Origin of the sequence: Ruegeria meonggei (assembly GCF_900172215.1) — a bacterium.
Classification (GTDB): domain Bacteria; phylum Pseudomonadota; class Alphaproteobacteria; order Rhodobacterales; family Rhodobacteraceae; genus Ruegeria; species Ruegeria meonggei.
Genome location: NZ_FWFP01000008.1, coordinates 178,351 through 195,171 on the forward strand (window position 1 = coordinate 178,351; position 16,821 = coordinate 195,171).

The 16,821-nt window shown below is 59.4% G+C and carries 20 protein-coding genes; 5 read left to right on the plus strand and 15 right to left on the minus strand.

The window, feature by feature from the left end:
• Nucleotides 1-4: 4 nt before the first annotated feature.
• The gene (locus RUM8411_RS14640) at nucleotides 5-922 is read right to left on the minus strand and encodes a threonine/serine dehydratase (RefSeq protein WP_085823447.1); all 918 of its coding nucleotides are present in this window, start codon (nucleotides 920-922) and stop codon (nucleotides 5-7) included.
• A gap of 79 nt (nucleotides 923-1,001) precedes the next feature.
• On the opposite strand from RUM8411_RS14640, the gene RUM8411_RS14645 reads away from it, so the two are divergent.
• Together RUM8411_RS14645 and RUM8411_RS14650 are read left to right on the plus strand one after the other, a co-directional pair.
• The gene (locus RUM8411_RS14645) at nucleotides 1,002-1,844 is read left to right on the plus strand and encodes an LOG family protein (RefSeq protein ID WP_085823448.1); all 843 of its coding nucleotides are present in this window, start codon (nucleotides 1,002-1,004) and stop codon (nucleotides 1,842-1,844) included.
• Nucleotides 1,845-1,847: 3 nt separating this feature from the next.
• A complete protein-coding gene (locus RUM8411_RS14650) occupies nucleotides 1,848-2,948 on the plus strand; it encodes a cystathionine gamma-lyase (protein WP_085823449.1) in 1,101 nt (366 codons plus the stop codon).
• On the opposite strand, the gene RUM8411_RS14655 is transcribed toward RUM8411_RS14650, so the two are convergent.
• A complete protein-coding gene (locus RUM8411_RS14655) occupies nucleotides 2,949-3,332 on the minus strand; it encodes a hypothetical protein (RefSeq protein ID WP_085823450.1) in 384 nt (127 codons plus the stop codon).
• Nucleotides 3,333-3,493: 161 nt separating this feature from the next.
• Between RUM8411_RS14655 and RUM8411_RS14660 the strand changes: the two genes are divergently transcribed.
• Together RUM8411_RS14660 and RUM8411_RS14665 are read left to right on the plus strand one after the other, a co-directional pair.
• Nucleotides 3,494-4,411 carry a DnaJ C-terminal domain-containing protein gene (locus tag RUM8411_RS14660; protein ID WP_085823451.1) on the plus strand — a complete coding sequence of 306 codons (918 nt, stop codon included), beginning with the start codon at nucleotides 3,494-3,496 and terminating at the stop codon, nucleotides 4,409-4,411.
• Nucleotides 4,408-4,752, plus strand: coding sequence for a hypothetical protein (locus RUM8411_RS14665; RefSeq protein WP_085823452.1), 345 nt, complete (start codon nucleotides 4,408-4,410; stop codon nucleotides 4,750-4,752). Before RUM8411_RS14660 ends, RUM8411_RS14665 begins: the two co-directional genes overlap by 4 nt.
• 1 nt (nucleotide 4,753) lies before the next feature.
• On the opposite strand, the gene RUM8411_RS14670 is transcribed toward RUM8411_RS14665, so the two are convergent.
• From RUM8411_RS14670 to RUM8411_RS14685, 5 genes are all read right to left on the minus strand, one after another.
• Complete coding sequence (locus tag RUM8411_RS14670) at nucleotides 4,754-5,329, minus strand: cytochrome P460 family protein (RefSeq protein WP_143534914.1); 576 nt, start codon at nucleotides 5,327-5,329, stop codon at nucleotides 4,754-4,756.
• A gap of 282 nt (nucleotides 5,330-5,611) precedes the next feature.
• Nucleotides 5,612-6,799, minus strand: coding sequence for a dual-specificity RNA methyltransferase RlmN (rlmN, locus tag RUM8411_RS14675; RefSeq protein ID WP_085823453.1), 1,188 nt, complete (start codon nucleotides 6,797-6,799; stop codon nucleotides 5,612-5,614).
• Nucleotides 6,800-6,878: 79 nt separating this feature from the next.
• Complete coding sequence (locus RUM8411_RS14680; RefSeq protein WP_200818584.1) at nucleotides 6,879-7,256, minus strand: lysozyme inhibitor LprI family protein; 378 nt, start codon at nucleotides 7,254-7,256, stop codon at nucleotides 6,879-6,881.
• Between the two features lie 139 nt (nucleotides 7,257-7,395).
• Nucleotides 7,396-7,563, minus strand: a complete 168-nt coding sequence (locus RUM8411_RS22850) for a hypothetical protein (RefSeq protein WP_200818585.1) — start codon at nucleotides 7,561-7,563, stop codon at nucleotides 7,396-7,398.
• A 164-nt stretch (nucleotides 7,564-7,727) separates the two neighbouring features.
• Complete coding sequence (locus RUM8411_RS14685; RefSeq protein WP_085823454.1) at nucleotides 7,728-8,261, minus strand: invasion associated locus B family protein; 534 nt, start codon at nucleotides 8,259-8,261, stop codon at nucleotides 7,728-7,730.
• 177 nt (nucleotides 8,262-8,438) lie between these two features.
• On the opposite strand from RUM8411_RS14685, the gene RUM8411_RS14690 reads away from it, so the two are divergent.
• Complete coding sequence (locus RUM8411_RS14690) at nucleotides 8,439-9,437, plus strand: asparaginase (RefSeq protein ID WP_085823496.1); 999 nt, start codon at nucleotides 8,439-8,441, stop codon at nucleotides 9,435-9,437.
• Nucleotides 9,438-9,442: 5 nt separating this feature from the next.
• On the opposite strand, the gene RUM8411_RS14695 is transcribed toward RUM8411_RS14690, so the two are convergent.
• The 8 genes from RUM8411_RS14695 to hutI form a co-directional block, all read right to left on the minus strand.
• Complete coding sequence (locus tag RUM8411_RS14695) at nucleotides 9,443-9,763, minus strand: YciI family protein (protein ID WP_085823455.1); 321 nt, start codon at nucleotides 9,761-9,763, stop codon at nucleotides 9,443-9,445.
• 22 nt (nucleotides 9,764-9,785) lie between these two features.
• Nucleotides 9,786-10,214 carry an SRPBCC family protein gene (locus tag RUM8411_RS14700; protein WP_085823456.1) on the minus strand — a complete coding sequence of 143 codons (429 nt, stop codon included), beginning with the start codon at nucleotides 10,212-10,214 and terminating at the stop codon, nucleotides 9,786-9,788.
• Complete coding sequence (locus RUM8411_RS14705; RefSeq protein ID WP_085823497.1) at nucleotides 10,202-10,531, minus strand: ArsR/SmtB family transcription factor; 330 nt, start codon at nucleotides 10,529-10,531, stop codon at nucleotides 10,202-10,204. The genes RUM8411_RS14700 and RUM8411_RS14705 overlap by 13 nt, the downstream gene beginning before the upstream one ends.
• 46 nt (nucleotides 10,532-10,577) lie before the next feature.
• Nucleotides 10,578-11,456 carry a phosphoserine phosphatase SerB gene (serB, locus tag RUM8411_RS14710; protein WP_085823457.1) on the minus strand — a complete coding sequence of 293 codons (879 nt, stop codon included), beginning with the start codon at nucleotides 11,454-11,456 and terminating at the stop codon, nucleotides 10,578-10,580.
• Nucleotides 11,457-11,528: 72 nt separating this feature from the next.
• Nucleotides 11,529-13,211 (minus strand): urocanate hydratase, encoded by a 1,683-nt coding sequence (gene hutU, locus RUM8411_RS14715; protein WP_085823458.1) that lies wholly within the window; start codon nucleotides 13,209-13,211, stop codon nucleotides 11,529-11,531.
• Nucleotides 13,208-14,005 carry an N-formylglutamate deformylase gene (hutG, locus tag RUM8411_RS14720; protein WP_085823459.1) on the minus strand — a complete coding sequence of 266 codons (798 nt, stop codon included), beginning with the start codon at nucleotides 14,003-14,005 and terminating at the stop codon, nucleotides 13,208-13,210. Before hutG ends, hutU begins: the two co-directional genes overlap by 4 nt.
• Nucleotides 14,005-15,540: a histidine ammonia-lyase gene (hutH, locus tag RUM8411_RS14725; RefSeq protein ID WP_085823460.1), complete on the minus strand. Its 1,536-nt coding sequence runs from the start codon at nucleotides 15,538-15,540 to the stop codon at nucleotides 14,005-14,007. The genes hutG and hutH overlap by 1 nt, the downstream gene beginning before the upstream one ends.
• Complete coding sequence (hutI, locus tag RUM8411_RS14730; protein WP_085823461.1) at nucleotides 15,537-16,745, minus strand: imidazolonepropionase; 1,209 nt, start codon at nucleotides 16,743-16,745, stop codon at nucleotides 15,537-15,539. Before hutI ends, hutH begins: the two co-directional genes overlap by 4 nt.
• Nucleotides 16,746-16,821: the final 76 nt, after the last annotated feature.

A 16,821-nucleotide genomic window follows, 5' to 3' on the forward strand; every position in this document is an offset into this window, starting at 1 on the left:
ATAATTACCCCTGTAGCGGGTCCGGAGAGATGTTTCCGCCACAGATCAGAACTGCCACCTTTTCCCCCGGTTCGGGCTGATAGGCCCCCGATAACAACGCAGCCAACGCAGCTGCACCCGCAGGTTCGACAAGGATGCGATGCGCGCGCCACAATTTATCCTGCGCCTGCGCAATGGCCGCGTCTGGCACAAGGACCGAGGTCATCCCCTGTGCCAGATCGAAACAGATCGACCCGATCCGCCGCGCGCCCAGAGCGTTGGCAGCAATACCGGACACGGCGACATCAACCGGCTCACCCGCCTGCAGGGCCGCGTTCAAGGCACAAGATGTCTCAGGCTCGACCGCCACAACCTTGCGCGCACCCTGAAACCAGCCCAGAGCCCCGGCGATCAGGCCACCTCCGCCAACCGCCACCAGAACCGTATCGGCCTTCAAGCTCTGCGCTTCCCATTCTGCGAAACAGGTGCCCTGCCCGGCTACCGTTGCGGGCGCGTCATAGGCATGGATCTGCATCGCTCCGGTGGCGTTCTCATACACCTGCGCCTGCGTCAACGCATTGGCGTATTCGCCCGCGACCACGCTCAGATCCGCGCCGGTTTGTTCGATCAAAGCGATCTTGGACGGCCCCGCCAGTTCCGGAACAAAGATTTTGGCCGGATGGCCCAGCGTTTGCGCCGCATAGGCCGCTGCGGCGCCGTGATTGCCGCCGGATGCGGCCACAACCCCCGCTTCGGGCACATCCAGGCTGAGCAACGTGTTGAACGCCCCACGCGCCTTGAAACTGCCTGTGTGCTGCATATGCTCCAGTTTCATTTCAACCGGATAATCCAGCCGCAGCGCCCGGCTTTCCATCACAGGCGTCACCTGTGCATATCCGTCAATCCGTTCAGCAGCTGCTGAAATTTCGTGCTTCCAATTCATTCTTGTCTTTCCGTGACTGGCGCTCTGACCGTGAACCCTATAGCTGTTTTGAGAACACGCAAGCAGGGATAGATCACCGATGAGAGAAGACCGCCTCAGCCCGTTTCGCGACGCGCAGACAGACCGCTCGACCGCGAGCGAAGTACCGGACACGCCGCAGACGCGCTCACCCGCGTATCGCCTGGCCTTTGCCGATGATGACTTCCTGTGTCGCGATGAATTGCGCCCGGTGCGCCTGCAACTGGAACTGCTGAAACCCGAGATGATCATGACCGAGCGTGAGATCACCTCAACCATTGTCATGTTCGGCGGGGCGCGCATCCCCGAGCCATCGCAAAAACACACGGCACGGACACAAACCCTGTCCAACCTGTCGGTATACTACGACGAGGCGCGCGAATTTGCCCGGCTGATGACCGAGAAATCGAACGAAACCGGTTGCCGCGAAAACGTGATCGTCACCGGTGGTGGTCCCGGCGTGATGGAAGCCGGAAACCGCGGTGCGCAGGATGCAGGCGGCTGTTCCATCGGGCTGAACATCGTGCTGCCACATGAACAGGCACCGAACCTCTATGTGACGCCCGACCTCAGCTTTAACTTTCACTATTTCGCCATTCGCAAGATGCACTTTCTGATGCGCGCCCGCGCCATCACTATTTTCCCCGGCGGATTTGGCACCATGGATGAGCTGTTCGAATCCCTAACGCTGATTCAGACCGGTCGGATGGAGCGTGTGCCCTTCCTGCTGTTTGGTCGCGAATTCTGGGAAAAGGTGATCAACTGGGAGGCGCTGGCAGATGCGGGCACCATCTCGGACGAAGATCTGGACTTGTTCCGCTTTGTCGATACGGCCCAGCAAGCAGTTGATATCATCGAGAATTGGGAACCCGCGCCCGCCCGCGACGAAATCCCGGGGCGTTAAGGCATGAAGCCTCCCAAGACCGGCGAAATGTTGCATCTGCGCGGCAATGCACTGGACAAAGGGGAACCAGTGGCGTTGCCGCTGACCCAAAGCAGCATGTTCCACCTGCCCGGCGCGCCGGAGGGTCAGGATTTCTATGGCCGAGTGAACAACCCGACATGGGAACATCTGGAACAGGTTCTGGCCCATCTGGAAGGTGCACCCTGTCTGAGCTTTCCGTCAGGCATGGCGGCGATCTCGGCCGCCTTGTTCGCGACGGTCAAATCCGGGTCACGCATCCTGATCCCATCCGACGGCTATTACGTGACGCGGGTACTGGCCGAGCGGTTTTTGACCAATCTGGGCGTCTCGGTCACCGAACGCCCGACCACTGCGTTCACCGCTGGCGGGTTCGATGGGTTCGATGTGATCTTTGTCGAAAGCCCCTCGAACCCCGGTTTGGACATGATGGACCTGCCCGCCATTGCCGCCGCTGTTCGTGCCGCAGGTGGGATCACGATCGCAGATAACACTACAATGACACCGCTGGGCCAACGCCCATTGGATAGGGGCATCGACATTGTCGTAGCCTCGGACACCAAGGCCATGGGTGGGCATTCCGATCTGTTGATGGGCCATGTCGCCAGCCACTGCGCGCAGATCATGGAACGGATCGCGGAATGGCGGCGGGTCTCGGGCGCAATTCCCGGCCCGCATGAGGCCTGGTTGCTGCACCGCGGGCTGGAAACGCTGGACGTCCGGTTCGACCGCATGTGCAGCTCGGCGCAGGTTCTGGCCGAACAGCTGGCGGGGCATCAGATGGTCAAACACATCCGTTATCCGGGCCTTCCGGATGACCCGTCACACACCCTGGCCAGGGCTCAGACCACACGGTTCGGCTTCCTGCTGTCGATCACGCTGGAGAGTGAGGCCAAGGCCGAAGCGTTCATCAACACCTGCCCTCTGCTCCGGCCTGCGACATCCTTTGGCGGCGTCCACAGTTCGGCCGAACGCCGCGCCCGGTGGGGCGACGATGTTGATCCCGGATTTATCCGCCTGTCGGTCGGGTGCGAACCCGTGGAAGAACTGTGGCACTCAATCGAGGCCAGCCTGAACCGGCTGTGATTACTTCTTGGGTTCGCGCAACTCGGTGAACACATAGATTGGCAACACCACGCTGGCGATCAGCGCACCCAGCCAGACCAGCAGCGTCGCAGCCAGCAGGTTAGAGATGCCCCCAACCGTCAGACCGGCGGTGACCAGATCGGTCACCAACAGGCCCACAAAAGTCACGATCAGGGCGATCCCACCCTTGAGTGCCGGCGCCTTCTGTTCTCCTAGCTTCAGGATCAGGGGCTCGGCCACCACCTGCACCAGCGTAAAGACGATCACCACAACGATGAACGAGATCGGCCGGATCGCAAATCCTGACAGCAGCACTGCCGCAAGCAACAAACCGATGGCATTACCAGCCAACAGGGCCAGAACGGATTTGATTCTGCGCGTCATGGGGTTCTCCGACAGCAAATACTTAGAAACATGCATATGTTAGCAGACCCGCGGGATTTTGCGAGCGGTTCCAAAAGCCTCTTTCATTTGGGGTGTTGAAATCGCATGATAAAACGCATTCATCAAGATCAGACCTGCACCCGAGATTGACGAGAGGTGAGATGAGCGACGATCCCTATTCCGCCCTAGGCGTCACCAAAGACGCCAACGCTGCCGAGATCAAAAAGGCCTATCGGCGCATCGCCAAGGAATGCCACCCGGACTTGAAACCCGGTGATGCCGAGGCCGAAGAGAAATTCAAGGCCGCCGCGGCCGCCTATGATCTGTTGAAAGATCCCGACACTCGCGCCCGCTTTGACAAGGGCGAGATCGACGCTTCGGGTCAGGAACGCCCACAGCAGCAGTATTATCGCGACTATGCCGAGGCCGCCGGAAACCCCTATCGCGGGCAGGCCGCGGACCCAGACGATATGTCCGACATCTTCGCCGAATTCATGCGCGGGCGCGGCGGGTACGGACAGCGCACACAAGAGTTTCACGCCCCAGGGCACAATCGCAGCTATAGCCTGCAGATCAGCTTTCTGGATGCGGTGTTTGGGGCCAGCCAGAAACTGACCCTGCCTGATGGCAACCGGATCGAGGTCAAAATCCCTGCAGGTATCACCGACGGCCAGACCATTCGCCTGCGCGGCAAGGGGGATCCGGGATTTGGTAAAGGACCGTCGGGAGACGCTCTGGTTACGGTGTCCGTCGCGCCGCACCCGGTCTTTGATCGCCTGGGCGATGACATCCGCATCACCCTGCCCATTACGATTGATGAGGCGATCCTGGGCGGTAAAATCCCCGCGCCCACCATAGACGGCGGCGTCAATGTCAGCGTCCCGGCCGGCACCAGCAGCGGCAAGACCCTGCGCCTGCGTGGCAAGGGCGTCAAGAAACGCGGATCAACCGAGCGGGGGGATCAACTAATCGAACTGACCGTTTCGATGCCGGACCAGATCGACGATGAGCTGAAGGGTTTCATGGAGACATGGCGCGAAACCCACCGCTATGACCCGCGCAAAGGAATGCTGTCATGAGCCGCACTTTGACCGAAGACGAACTGATCACCACTGTCGCCCGCCTGACATCCTCGCGTCTGACCGAGTATCTTGCCGCCGAGATTGTGATCCCTGAACAGACCGAGCAGGGGCTGGTCTATCACAGCCTGGACGTGGCGCGGCTGGAACTTGCCTGCGAGCTGCACGAGCAATACGAGATGGAGCCCGATGCCCTGTCGATGATGATCTCACTGATCGACCAAATGCACGGCCTGCGCGCGGAACTGCGCGAAGTGCTGAACGCGGTGCAGGCGCAGCCCGAACCGGTGCGGCAGACCCTGATCGAAGTCATCGGAACTGCCCGGTTCAGACAAAGGTGACTTAGTTCTTCACCACGTACTCTTCCGGCACGAAGAACGTATAGTCCCGGTCGGCCACCGCCTCGTGGCAGTCATGGCAATAGGCCACGGCCCGCGCGCGTGCGCCCATCGTGTCACCGAATAGAGACCCGTCCGGCATCACCATGATGTACCGCCAGTCTGCGGTGTCTGGATTGGCACCATCGGCCAGTTTCTCCATCACGAACAAAGCACCCGGGTGGATGTTACCCTCATCCGTGACCGTCACGCTGTCTTTGGCCAGAACCGACCCCATGGGCAGCTTTTCGCCCGGTTGCAGGGTGCCGTAATTATGCGCCATGCGATTGGCATAACTGTTTACAAAGCGCTGACCATGCGTGGCCGAAATATAGGGCGCGTCATTGAACAATGGCCAGTTCTGATAATTCAGAAGAATATCCATTTGTGCAGCGGCATAGCCTCGCCCCATGCGCCGTTGCAGCGACTCATAGACACGCAATGCCTCTTCCTTGGACAGATCCGCCGGATTCTCGATCGCAAGATGCGCATCGTCTGAGTTTGATTGTGCAATAGCACCGGTAGCGGCAAATACCGACATGACCAATGCTGTAACTGAGATTGAATTCAATCGATTAAATAGAAATAACATTTGGATGGCCCACCTGATTTTTAGGTTCGCCCGCACGCCGCTGGTTACGATAAAAATGATAGCGGCCTTGAACAAACACGCCACACCCGGATCGCGACTCTCACCGCTTTGTGCGTAAGAGTGAAATGCACCTGCCCGGTTTTGGCCGTGCAAACATATCAAATTCTGCATGCAATAAACAGCGGCCCAAAGATTAAATTATCGCAGGCCGCCATGCAGGACTGGGAAGGTTCAGCTTTGCAGCCCGGCCTCGGCCTCGATCTGCTTGCGCGATTTGCGCGCGCGTTCGGTGGCGGATTTCAACTGACCGCAGGCGGCCATGATGTCCTCGCCCCGGGTTTTCCGGATCGGTGAGGCGTAACCTGCTTGATAGATGATGTTCGCAAATGCCCGGATGCGGTTGTTCGAGCTGCGCTTATACGGCGCGCCGGGCCATTCGTTGAACGGGATCAGGTTGATCTTGGCCGGAATATTGTGGCGCTTGATGTGGTCGATCAGACGGTGCGCATCTGCGTCGCTGTCATTGACCCCGTCCAGCATCACGTATTCAAACGTGATCCGTTCGGAGTTCGAAACTTTGGGATAGCTGGCCAGCGCCTGCAAAAGCTCTTCGATGTTCCAGCGCTTGTTGATCGGCACCAGCGTATCACGGGTGTCATCCGTAGTTGCGTGGAACGAGATCGCCAGCAGGCAGCCAATCTCTTCGGCTGTACGTGCAATTTCAGGCACCACACCCGAGGTCGACAGGGTGATGCGGCGGCGCGACAGGGAAATCCCCTCGGGGTCCATGGCGATTTTCATCGCGTCGCGAACGTTGTCGAAATTGTACAGTGGCTCGCCCATGCCCATCAGAACGATGTTCGACAGCAGGCGGGTTTCGTCCTTGGGCGCACCTGGCACCGGCCATTCATCCAGATCATCACGCGCCATCATCACCTGGCCGACAATTTCCGCCGCCGTCAGGTTACGCACAAGTTTTTGCGTACCGGTATGGCAGAACGAACAGGTCAGCGTGCACCCGACCTGAGACGAGATACACAGCGTGCCGCGATCGTCTTCGGGGATGTAGACAACCTCTACCTCATGCCCGCCCGCGATGCGGACAAGATATTTGCGGGTGCCGTCCTCGGACACCTGACGGGTCACAACCTCGGGAATCTCGATGACGAAATTCTCGGCCAGCTGCGCGCGATAGGCTTTGGCCAGATTGGTCATCTCGGCAAAATCGCGCACACCCCATTGATAAATCCACTGCCAGATCTGGCCAGTGCGCATCTTGGCCTGTTTCTCGGGCGTGCCGTGTTCGATCAGAACCTCGCGCAAGCGGTCGCGGGTCAGGCCGACAAGGTTCACGTTCCCCTCTGGCAATTTGCGGGGGATGGTCAGGACGTCTTGAGTGATCGGCGCTTTGGGCGACATGGGAATATCTCGAAGGATTCTGGCTTGGGATGCGCCTCTATATAGGAAGCTGCGCAAAGATCAAAAGGAATCGTACAGATCATTCTGCATAGTTCAGCAACGCATCCACCCGCGCCCGGCCCAGATCGACCCGGCAGGAGGTGATGGCAATACCCGTGCCCGAGCCGCCCCCGTATGAGGCACCAATCGCCTCGCACTGCGCATCCCGGTAAGTGATCCAAGCGGTTTGCGCAGCCTCCAACGCGGGTTGAGCGACGGTCCGGCCGGTCACGTCATCCAGTTCTTTGGCCGACTGCATAGCAAAGCCATAGCTTGCCTCAACAGCGCGGTTCACCTGGTCCTCCACTGCCTGAACACAGGTGCCGATTTCGACCTGCGAGTTAGCCTCAGAGCATTCCAGACTTGGGTCAGCCAGGGCCGCCGAAGAAAAAAGCAGGAAGGGCAGAATGTAGCGCATGGTGTGTTCCCGGACTGGTTTTGCATTTGGCCCCTCTATACCACGCCGGCACCCATGACCCCAATTGAAGTTCAGCCGCAGCGGCAAACCCGATGCGGCCGAAAACATGTGCTAGTTCCGGGAATACTGGATCCTGTCGTCAGACGCCCGCAGGAAGAATGTCACAATCCGCGGCGTCCAGAGTCTTCACCGGGTCTTCCGGCCCGCATTGCTCACCGGTGACGGGATAGGTTTCACTGGTCTTGTCACACGCGCTCAACAATAAGGCAGCAGCCATCATCAGCACAGCAAAAGGTTTGTTCAACATCTGCAATTTCCTTCCTAAATCCTGAACCAATTAGTGCAAACCCGCAGGCCGTTTACATTGATAAGGATCAAGTTCGGGAAGGGACGCTGGGTAAAGACGGCGCTTACTTCACCCAAAAGAAAACCCCGCCAAAAGACGGGGCTTTGTGTCGATAACAGGTTCGTCTAGTTGGTGCAGCGCTTTTCCGCGTCTTCGATCGCCGCGGTGAATCCCAACAGCGAGAACGTATCCTTGGTCTGCGTGCCGCGCTCGGATCTGGCAGTCAGAACCGCCTCGGTTCCGCGCTTCATGGCCGCGACGACCTTCAGGTCTTCGCCCTCGGTTGCGGGCCACGCCCATTCGCCTTCGGTGATCAGCTCGAATTCGGTTCCGTCGATCTCAAGGTTGACCGTCGATCCGGGGGCAAACGGATAACCACCGGTAAAGGTCACCTGACCTTTGACCTCGGCGTTGGGGCGGTAGAACACGAATAACAGGATATCGCTGCGGCGCACCGACACCACACGCCCGCCGCGGGTGTTGACGGTTTCCTTGGGGGCAGACACGCTCCAGCATTCGGTGGGATCATCTTCTACGAAAACGCTCCAATCAGTTTTGGCTGCCACCCGATTGGTGCTTGTCGCCTGCTGAGCGATTGCGGTGGTGGACATCCCTGCCACGCACAGGCCCGCGATCACGCGGACGAGTTTTGATCCCATTTGTCCAGCCTCCTAGCTCGACCTATACCTCATACCCACCGGAAATGCCTGCGAACCCTGCCAGTTCGTCTGTAAGTTGCGTCTTCCGATGATTGCCGACATACACACACTAACGCAGGTTTCGCCACAGGCGAAAGAGCGATTGGCAGAATTTTGCGCATAAAGAGGATGGTCCCGATGACGCACCCCATACCAATGACCGAGCTATGGCGCGGCCCTTTGCTGGAAAGCCTGCATCTGGGGCACGCCGTGATCTGCGACGACACTGGCCAAATCGTACGCAGTTGGGGTGACCCGAATGCGATCATTTTTCCCCGGTCCTCGGCAAAAATGATCCAGGGTTTGCCGCTGGTTACGTCAGGCGCGGCCGCGAAATTCGGGCTGAACTCTGAACATCTGGCGTTGGCCTGTGCCTCACATAACGGTGCGGCCATCCATACCGACCGCGTTTCAGCCTGGTTGGATCATCTGGGCCTGGCCGAACCCGATCTGCGCTGCGGCCCGCAGGAACCGCAGGACATGGCGGCGCGTGATGGGCTTATTCTGGCCGATGACACACCGTGCCAGATTCACAACAACTGTTCCGGCAAACATTGCGGGTTCCTGACCGTAACACAGCACATGGCCGCCGGACCGGAATACCTTGAGATCGACCACCCGGTGCAACAGGCCTGCCTGTCGGCCCTCGAAGAAACCACCGGTGAAACCAGCCCGGCCTATGGCATCGATGGCTGCTCTGCCCCGAACTTTGCCACATCGCTGATGGGTCTGGCCCGGTCGATGGCGTGGTTTGCATCAGCGGCTGACCGGTCGGACAGGGCCAGCGACGCCGCACAACAACTTACTGCTGCGATGATCAAACATCCGGAACTGGTTGCCGGGGAAAGCCGGGCTTGTACGGAACTGATGCGTGCCATGCAGGGTCGTGCCGCGATCAAGACCGGGGCCGAGGCGGTGTTTGTCGCAATCATCCCGGAAAAACGTATGGGGGTGGCGCTGAAAATCGCCGATGGCACAACCCGCGCCAGCGAATGCGCCATCGCCGCCATTCTGGTCAGCCTCGGCGTGCTGGAGGCCGATCACCCGGCCACCCGCACCTTTATGAACGCCACGCAATACAGCCGTCGTGGGCTGGAATGTGGCGTGATCAGACCGGCGCCGGGGTTCCCCGGCTAAGGCCCTTACATTTCGATTTCATGCACCTCGGCCACTTCGACCGAGCCTGATCCGTTCACGACCATGGGGCAGCCTTTGGCCATCTCGGTCGCAGCATCCATGCTGTCGGCCTTGACGACAGTAAAGCCCGAGGCCGGGTTGGCACCGCCATTGTCGGCAACGCCATCGGCGCTGACAGTACAGGACTGGCCCACCGGGTTACCGGGAATATCCAGTGCGGCGCCTATATTCTGAAACCATGCGCCCCACGCGGCCATGGTCGCCTCAACCTCGGCAGGGTCGGTTGGGGTGTGACCGCCGTGATAGACAAATAAATACTGTGGCATTTCTTTCCTCCCTAAATGAAATCTATCCCAATTGGGCCTCAAGCTTGCGCAGCGATGAGGTCCAGCCGGTATTGTGGTTTGCGGCGATCTCGTCATCACCCAGATCGCGGTGATCCAGAACAAGACGCGCGCCGTCGCCAGCTGCTTCGACTCTGAGGGTTACGTGGCTTTCCGCCCCGCGCTGGTCCTGATCATCATGCCAGCCCCAGGTGAACCCCACCGACTTGGGCGGGTTGGTATGTGTGACCTGACCCGACACTTTGTATCGCTGGCCGTCCGCGTTCACCATGACAGAGTACCACGGCCCAAGGCGCGAAAAATCCAGATCATGCTCTGGCACATGCATCCCCTCGGGGCCCCACCACTGCAACAGTTTCGCGCCATCGCTGATCCAGGCAAACAGGATTTCGGGGCTGGTTGGGAACTCACGTTCCAGTTTCAGGTCGGCCATGAGTTTTCCCTTTCAATCAAATCGTTCAAACGGTCGAGGCTGCTCTCCCAGAATTGTCGTTTCGATATGGTCCACTCGGCAATCGCCCGCAGCCCATCTGGCTGGATCGAATACATCCGTTGTGTGCCCTGCACGCGCTGCTGGACCAGCCCGGCCTCGCGCAATACCTTCAAATGGCGCGAGATCGCCGCCCCGGACATGCCGCGCCCATTGATCAGGTCACCTGCGGACAATTCTCCGTCCTGCATCAATTGCTCAACAATCGAGAACCGGGTGGCGTCGGACAACGCCGAAAAACTGGTCAGAAGCGTGTTCATGATCATTATTTAACGGTTTCGCTAAATAAAGGGAAGCCCCAGTTTGTCAGAGGTCCGAAAAGGCCGTGCGTGCATAACCCTGCAGGTAAAGCAGGGCGGTCAGATCCCCGTGATTGATCCGGATATCACATTGCGCTGCGACCGAAGGCTTCGCATGCAGCGCTACGCCCGTGCCGGCGCGCTCCAGCATACCCAGATCATTGGCCCCGTCGCCCACGGCAATGACATCCGATTCCGACAGGCGCAGCCGCGCTGTGATCTGTTCCAGCGCATCGACCTTGGCCTGCCGCCCCAGAATGGGGCGCTGCACGTCGCCGGTCAGCTTGCCATTTTCGGCCAGCAAGGTATTGGCGCGGTTTTCGTCAAACCCCAGCTCATCAGCCACCTTGGCCGTGAACGCCGTAAAGCCCCCGGATACAAGCGCCGCATAGCCGCCGTTTAGCCGCATAGTTGCGACCAGTTCTCTACCGCCTGGCATTAATGAGATGCGTTCGGCCAGAACCTTGCCGATCACGGCCTCATCCAGACCTTTCAATAGGCCGACCCGCTCGATCAGCGCGCCCTCAAAATCCAACTCACCATTCATGGCACGGGCTGTGATATCTTTGACCCGATCCCCGACACCGGCCTCGTCGGCCAGTTCGTCAATACATTCCTGCTGGATCATTGTGCTGTCCATATCGGCCAGCAACATCAGCTTGCGCCGTTTGAACACCGGCTGCACGATCAGATCAACGCCCAACAGCTGCAGCTCGGCCCATACGTCCCATTGGTTTTCGGGCTTCTCGGCAAACTTGAACTCCGCCGCCTCGTCCGGGCTCAGCCATACGGGATTGCTGCCACCCCAGGCATTGCACAGCGCCTCGATCAGTGCCTGTTCAAGCGATGGTGCGGTTGGATTGGTCAACAGGGTGGCAACGTACATAGTCAGTCTCCGGCAAAGTCACCTGCGCATAGCGCAGGTGCCGCAAATTCGCCAGAGTCTGTTCGCACAGAGCTATCCCAAAATGCCAGGCAAACGCAGCCCGTGTTCCCGGGCACAGTCTTTTGCAATGTCATAGCCCGCATCCGCATGCCGCCATACGCCCGAGGCAGGATCGTTCCACAACACGCGTTCCAACCGCCGCGCGGCGTCGTCGGTACCGTCAGCACAGATCACCACCCCAGAGTGCTGGCTAAAGCCCATACCGACACCACCGCCGTGATGCAGTGACACCCAGGTTGCCCCGCTGGCCGTATTGATCAGCGCATTCAGCAGAGGCCAGTCGGACACGGCGTCCGAACCATCCAGCATCGCCTCAGTCTCACGATTAGGGCTGGCGACCGAGCCGCTGTCCAGATGGTCGCGGCCGATGACCACCGGGGCGCTCAGTTCGCCATTGGCCACCATTTCGTTGAACGCCAACCCGGCACGGTGGCGGTCCCCCAAACCTATCCAACAGATGCGAGCCGGAAGTCCCTGAAAGGCGATCCGGTCCCGAGCCATATCCAACCACCGATGCAGGTGGTAATTCTCGGGGAACAGCTCTTTCATCTTGGCATCGGTCTTATAGATATCCTCGGGGTCGCCTGACAGGGCACACCAGCGGAACGGGCCAACGCCCCGGCAGAACAGCGGGCGGATATAGGCGGGGACAAAGCCGGGGAAGGCAAAGGCGTTTTCCAGCCCCTCATCCTGCGCCACCTGTCGGATGTTATTGCCATAATCCAAGGTTGGCACACCCGCATTCCAGAAATCCACCATCGCCGCAACATGCTGCTTCATCGAGGCACGCGCAGCCTTTTCCACCGCTTTAGGCTCTGTTTCCCGCTTTTCGCGCCACTGCGCCATGGACCAGCCCAAGGGCAGATAACCATTGATCGGGTCATGCGCGCTGGTCTGGTCTGTGACGATGTCCGGGCGCATCCCACCGGCGACCATACGCTGAAAGATTTCGGGAAAAACTTCAGCCGCGTTGCCCAGCAGGCCCACGGATTTTGCCTCACCCGCCTTGGTCCAGCGGTCGATCATCTCCAGCGCTTCGTCCAGCGTTTCGGCCTTGTCGTCGAGGTATTTGGTGCGCAGGCGGAAATCGATGCTGTCCGGGTTGCACTCGACCGCCAGACAGCAGGCCCCGGCAAAGACAGCAGCCAGTGGCTGCGCACCGCCCATGCCGCCCAAGCCTCCGGTCAAAATCCACTTGCCGGTCAGGTCGCCGTCGTAATGCTGCCGTCCGGCCTCTGCGAATGTCTCATAGGTGCCCTGAACGATGCCTTGCGTGCCGATATAGATCCACGAACCTGCGGTCATCTGGCCGTACATCATCAGGCCCTTTTTATCGAGCTCATTAAAATGATCCCAGGTCGCCCAGTGCGGCACCAGGTTGGAATTGGCAATCAACACTCGCGGCGCGTCCGTATGAGTACGGATGATTGCCACCGGCTTGCCGGACTGGACGATCAGCGTCTCGTCCTCTTCCAGATCCTTCAAACCGGCCACGATAGTGTCGAAATCCTTCCATGTGCGGGCGGCGCGGCCAATGCCGCCATAGACCACCAACTCATGCGGGTTTTCGGCCACATCCGGGTGAAGGTTGTTCATCAGCATCCGCAACGGTGCCTCGGTCAGCCAGCTTTTGGCATTCAGCTCGGGCCCGGTTGGCGGATAAATGTCGCGGGTGTTTTTGCGGGGATCGGTCATGGCGTAAGCTCCAATGCTGTGTCTTGGATGGCGTCCAGGATGTCGCGCAGCCATCGGCGCAGGCGATCGGCTTTGACAGGGTCATAGTCCCAAGGGGCGGCTTCGGCGGTCAGGTAGGTGGACTGCGCCAGTTCCATCTGAATAGCATGTACCCCGTCAGCCGGACGGCCGTAGTGCCGGGTCGTCCATCCGCCCCGGAAACGCCCGTTCAGGACAGCGCTATAGGGTGACGAAGCCGCAAATTCATGCGCGATAGACTCGATTTCCGACGCACAGGTCACGCCACCGTCAGTTCCAATATTCACGTCCGGCAAAGTACCCTCGAACAGAAAGGGAATGTGGCTGCGGATCGAATGACAGTCGAACAAAACCGCCACCCCATTCTGGTCGAGCACGCGCTGTAATTCCTGTTGCAACGCACTGTGGTAGGGCAAGTGGTATCTTCGTCGCCGATCCTCGACCTCATCGGCTGACGGTTCCTGCCCGCCTTGCCAAATTGGCTCCCCCTCAAAATCCGTGAGCGGTACAAGGGTCGTTGTGTTCTGACCCGGATACAGCGAAGCCCCTTCGGGATCACGGTTGGCGTCGATTACGTAGCGGTGAACATGGGACTGAACAACCGTCGCATCACCGATAATCCCTTGATAGAGCCTGTTTATGTGCCAATCCGTGTCTGCCAATGCCTGCCCGGTTTGGTTCAGGCGCGCGAAGATCTCGTCTGGAACAAAGGTTCCACCATGAGGCTGTCCCAAGACTATTGGGCCCCGCCCCTTGTGAATGCTGACCTCCTGCATCACACCAGCCCAGGCATGACAGTGCCGACGGCCTGAAGGATTGCGCCGTCCGCCACCAGCTTTTTGGAGCTCTCCAAATCAGGTGCCATATAGCGATCCTCGACCAGCGGCGGGATATCGACCCGCAACCGGGTTATGACTTGCTGCAACGGTGTACTGGTGGCTAAGGGTGCGCGAAACTCCACCCCTTGCGCGGCACAGAGCAGTTCGACGCCTAGAATGTAACTTAGGTTCTCGACCATTCGGGTCAGACGCCGTGCACCGTGGGCGGCCATGGACACGTGATCCTCCTGATTGGCCGAGGTTGGCGTGCTGTCGGTTACGCAGGGGTTGGCGAGGTGCTTGTTTTCGCTCATCAACGCGGCGGTGGTCACTTCAGCGATCATCAGACCGGAATTCAGCCCCGGTTCCGGCGTCAAAAACGGCGGTAGATCAAAGCTGAGAGTCGGATCCACCATCAAAGCGATCCGCCGCTGCGCGATCGCTCCGATCTCGGACACGGCCAGCGCGATCATATCGGCGGCAAATCCCACGGGTTCAGCATGAAAGTTCCCGCCCGAAACGATAGTACCCGCCTCGTTCAGAACCAGCGGATTATCGGTGGCAGCATTGGCCTCGATCTCAAGCGTGGCAGCGGCCTGCCGCAGCACGTCCATCGCAGCACCCGTGACCTGCGGCTGGCACCGGATGCAATACGGGTCTTGAACACGCGTGTCGCCATCGCGGTGGCTTTCGCGAATCTCCGACCCCTCCAGCACAGCCCGCATGGCACTGGCGGCCTCGGTCTGGCCACGATGCCCGCGCAGCGTGTGGATTTCAGGCTGCAGCGGTGCGGTCGACCCCATGATCGCATCGGTGGACAGGGCCGAAATAACCAGGGCGCTCTGTGCCGCCCGCCAGCCCTCATACAGACCAGCCAGGGCGAAAGCGGTTGAAAACTGTGTGCCGTTAATGAAAGCCAGCCCCTCTTTGGGACCCAGTTCAACAGGCTCTAACCCAACGGATCTCAGGGCTTGATCACCAGGCAAGGTTTCGCCGTTCACCTCAGCCTCACCTGCGCCGATGATCACGGCTGTCATATGAGCCAGCGGGGCAAGATCGCCCGAGGCCCCAACCGAACCTTGCGCCGGGATAACCGGTGTGACCCCACGGGCCAGCATCTGCTGTAGCAGCTCAATCAGCTCCCACCGGACACCCGAGGCGCCGCGCCCAAAGGACAATAGTTTGAGCGTCATCATCAGCCGGGTCACACGCCGTGACACAGCCGGGCCCACACCGCAGCAATGGCTAAGGATCAGATTGCGCTGAAGGGTCGAGGTGTCTTTGGCTGCAATCTTCAGGCTAGCCAGTTTTCCAAAGCCGGTATTGACCCCATAGACAGGCTCTATACCAGCGGCGGCTATCTGTATGCGCCGCGCCGCATCTTCGACCTTAGGTTTACAGCTCACATCCAGTGATACCGTGGCCTCTTGCCAATAGATTTCCGCCAATTGCGACAGGGAAACCTGCCCAGGCACCAGCATCAGGGGCGTCATGCCAGGCCTCCGAAGATACGTTTGTATAGGGGGTTGAAGCCGACGCGATACGCCAGTTCGGCCGGGTGTTCGATATCCCAAACCGCCAGATCGGCGCGCTGCCCGGGTGCGACGGTGCCCTGTTCCGCCAACCCCAGCGCGCGGGCAGCGTTTCGGGTGACCCCCAATAGCGCCTCCTCCGGTGTCAGCCGGAACAGGGTGCAGCCCATATTCATCGTCAGCAACAGTGAGGTCAAAGGCGACGATCCGGGGTTGCAATCTGTCGCCAGGACTATCGGGACTCCTTGCTGACGCAACAGATCCACCGGTGGCAATTGTGTTTCGCGCAGCGTGTAGAACGCGCCCGGCAACAGCGTGGCTGCAGTCCCTGCTTGCGCCATCGCCAACACACCATCAGCCTCCAGATACTCGATATGGTCCGCAGACAGCGCCCCGTAAGAGGCCGCCAACTGTGCGCCGCCAAGATTTGACAGCTGTTCTGCATGCAATTTAACCGGCAGGCCAAGTTCCTGCGCCACATCAAAGACCTGCGCGATCTGAGAGGGGGTGAACGCGATCCCTTCGCAAAACCCATCTACTGCATCCACCAGACCCTGTGCATGGGCCTCGCGCAGCGTGGGGATGCAAACCTCGCGGATGTATTCATCCGGTTGGGCGGTAAATTCGGGTGGCACGGCATGCGCTCCCAAAAAGCTGGTTCTGATCCGAACCGGACGGGCGTCACCAATGCGTCGGGCGACGCGCAGCATCTTTAGCTCGGTCTCGGTGTCCAACCCATAGCCGGACTTGATTTCAATGGTGCTGACACCTTCGGCGATCAACGCATCCACCCGCGTCTGCGCATCTGACAACAACGTCTCTTCGCTGGCTGACCGTGTGGCGTTGACGGTGGACAGGATACCACCCCCGGCGCGCGCGATCTCTTCATAAGAGGCACCGTTCAGGCGCATCTCAAACTCTTGCGCGCGGTTACCGCCAAAGACGACATGGGTGTGCGCATCGATCAGGGCGGGTGTGATCAACCGGTCGCCAAAATCCTCAACTGGCCATTCCGCGTATTCCGTGGGCAAGCCCTGCCGCGCTCCAACCCAGACGATATCTGTTCCGTCCAAGGCGATGGCCGCATCCTGGAGCAGGCCATAAGGCGTGGCGCTGTTTGCCATCGTGGCGATCCGAGCACTGGTAAGGACTGTTTTTCCTGTCATGGCGTTTCTTTTTGACCTCCCCTCTTGGCAAATCATTTCGTATACGTGTAACTTTATAAAGTCTACACAAAATGGA

Coding starts and splice junctions, on each gene's coding strand:
- RUM8411_RS14640 (WP_085823447.1), bottom strand. CDS start 922: ATGAATTGGAAGCACGAAATTTCAGCAGCTGCTGAACGGATTGACGGA.
- RUM8411_RS14645 (WP_085823448.1), top strand. CDS start 1,002: ATGAGAGAAGACCGCCTCAGCCCGTTTCGCGACGCGCAGACAGACCGC.
- RUM8411_RS14650 (WP_085823449.1), top strand. CDS start 1,848: ATGAAGCCTCCCAAGACCGGCGAAATGTTGCATCTGCGCGGCAATGCA.
- RUM8411_RS14655 (WP_085823450.1), bottom strand. CDS start 3,332: ATGACGCGCAGAATCAAATCCGTTCTGGCCCTGTTGGCTGGTAATGCC.
- RUM8411_RS14660 (WP_085823451.1), top strand. CDS start 3,494: ATGAGCGACGATCCCTATTCCGCCCTAGGCGTCACCAAAGACGCCAAC.
- RUM8411_RS14665 (WP_085823452.1), top strand. CDS start 4,408: ATGAGCCGCACTTTGACCGAAGACGAACTGATCACCACTGTCGCCCGC.
- RUM8411_RS14670 (WP_143534914.1), bottom strand. CDS start 5,329: ATGTCGGTATTTGCCGCTACCGGTGCTATTGCACAATCAAACTCAGAC.
- rlmN (WP_085823453.1), bottom strand. CDS start 6,799: ATGTCGCCCAAAGCGCCGATCACTCAAGACGTCCTGACCATCCCCCGC.
- RUM8411_RS14680 (WP_200818584.1), bottom strand. CDS start 7,256: ATGCGCTACATTCTGCCCTTCCTGCTTTTTTCTTCGGCGGCCCTGGCT.
- RUM8411_RS22850 (WP_200818585.1), bottom strand. CDS start 7,563: ATGTTGAACAAACCTTTTGCTGTGCTGATGATGGCTGCTGCCTTATTG.
- RUM8411_RS14685 (WP_085823454.1), bottom strand. CDS start 8,261: ATGGGATCAAAACTCGTCCGCGTGATCGCGGGCCTGTGCGTGGCAGGG.
- RUM8411_RS14690 (WP_085823496.1), top strand. CDS start 8,439: ATGACGCACCCCATACCAATGACCGAGCTATGGCGCGGCCCTTTGCTG.
- RUM8411_RS14695 (WP_085823455.1), bottom strand. CDS start 9,763: ATGCCACAGTATTTATTTGTCTATCACGGCGGTCACACCCCAACCGAC.
- RUM8411_RS14700 (WP_085823456.1), bottom strand. CDS start 10,214: ATGGCCGACCTGAAACTGGAACGTGAGTTCCCAACCAGCCCCGAAATC.
- RUM8411_RS14705 (WP_085823497.1), bottom strand. CDS start 10,531: ATGAACACGCTTCTGACCAGTTTTTCGGCGTTGTCCGACGCCACCCGG.
- serB (WP_085823457.1), bottom strand. CDS start 11,456: ATGTACGTTGCCACCCTGTTGACCAATCCAACCGCACCATCGCTTGAA.
- hutU (WP_085823458.1), bottom strand. CDS start 13,211: ATGACCGATCCCCGCAAAAACACCCGCGACATTTATCCGCCAACCGGG.
- hutG (WP_085823459.1), bottom strand. CDS start 14,005: ATGCAGGAGGTCAGCATTCACAAGGGGCGGGGCCCAATAGTCTTGGGA.
- hutH (WP_085823460.1), bottom strand. CDS start 15,540: ATGACGCCCCTGATGCTGGTGCCTGGGCAGGTTTCCCTGTCGCAATTG.
- hutI (WP_085823461.1), bottom strand. CDS start 16,745: ATGACAGGAAAAACAGTCCTTACCAGTGCTCGGATCGCCACGATGGCA.